Genomic DNA, 312 nt, shown 5'->3' with positions numbered 1-312 from the left:
GCGTGTGGACGTTCGGCACCATCACCTGCGCGTATTTCGCCGAGGTCAGATGGGCATTGAGATTGGCCAGCACCTTCTCGTCGTAGAGGTCGAAATTGACGTGCTGGCGCTCCAGGCTCTGCACCGTGCGCACGCCGTGGATGCCTTCCGCCAGCGCGCCATTGGCGATCGAGTTGGTTTCGTGCGCGGCCATGAAGGCGACCTTGGCGCGCGGCAGCCAGAACAGGCGCACGATGAACAGCACCGGCATGGTCGACAGCGTCAGCAGCCCGAGCCGGAAATCGAGCCACAAAAGCACGCTGACAATGCCGA

1 protein-coding gene is annotated in these 312 nt (G+C 63.1%); it reads right to left on the bottom strand.

The genetic code is table 11. The features are described 5' to 3' along the window. A partial coding sequence (locus EOB49_RS35060) for an ABC transporter transmembrane domain-containing protein (RefSeq protein WP_164781996.1) occupies positions 1 to 312 on the bottom strand: 312 nt, incomplete at both ends.

The organism is Mesorhizobium sp. M7A.F.Ca.MR.148.00.0.0, from assembly GCF_003997735.1.
Classification (GTDB): Bacteria; Pseudomonadota; Alphaproteobacteria; order Rhizobiales; family Rhizobiaceae; genus Mesorhizobium.
This window is presented reverse-complemented; position numbering and strand designations above follow the sequence as displayed.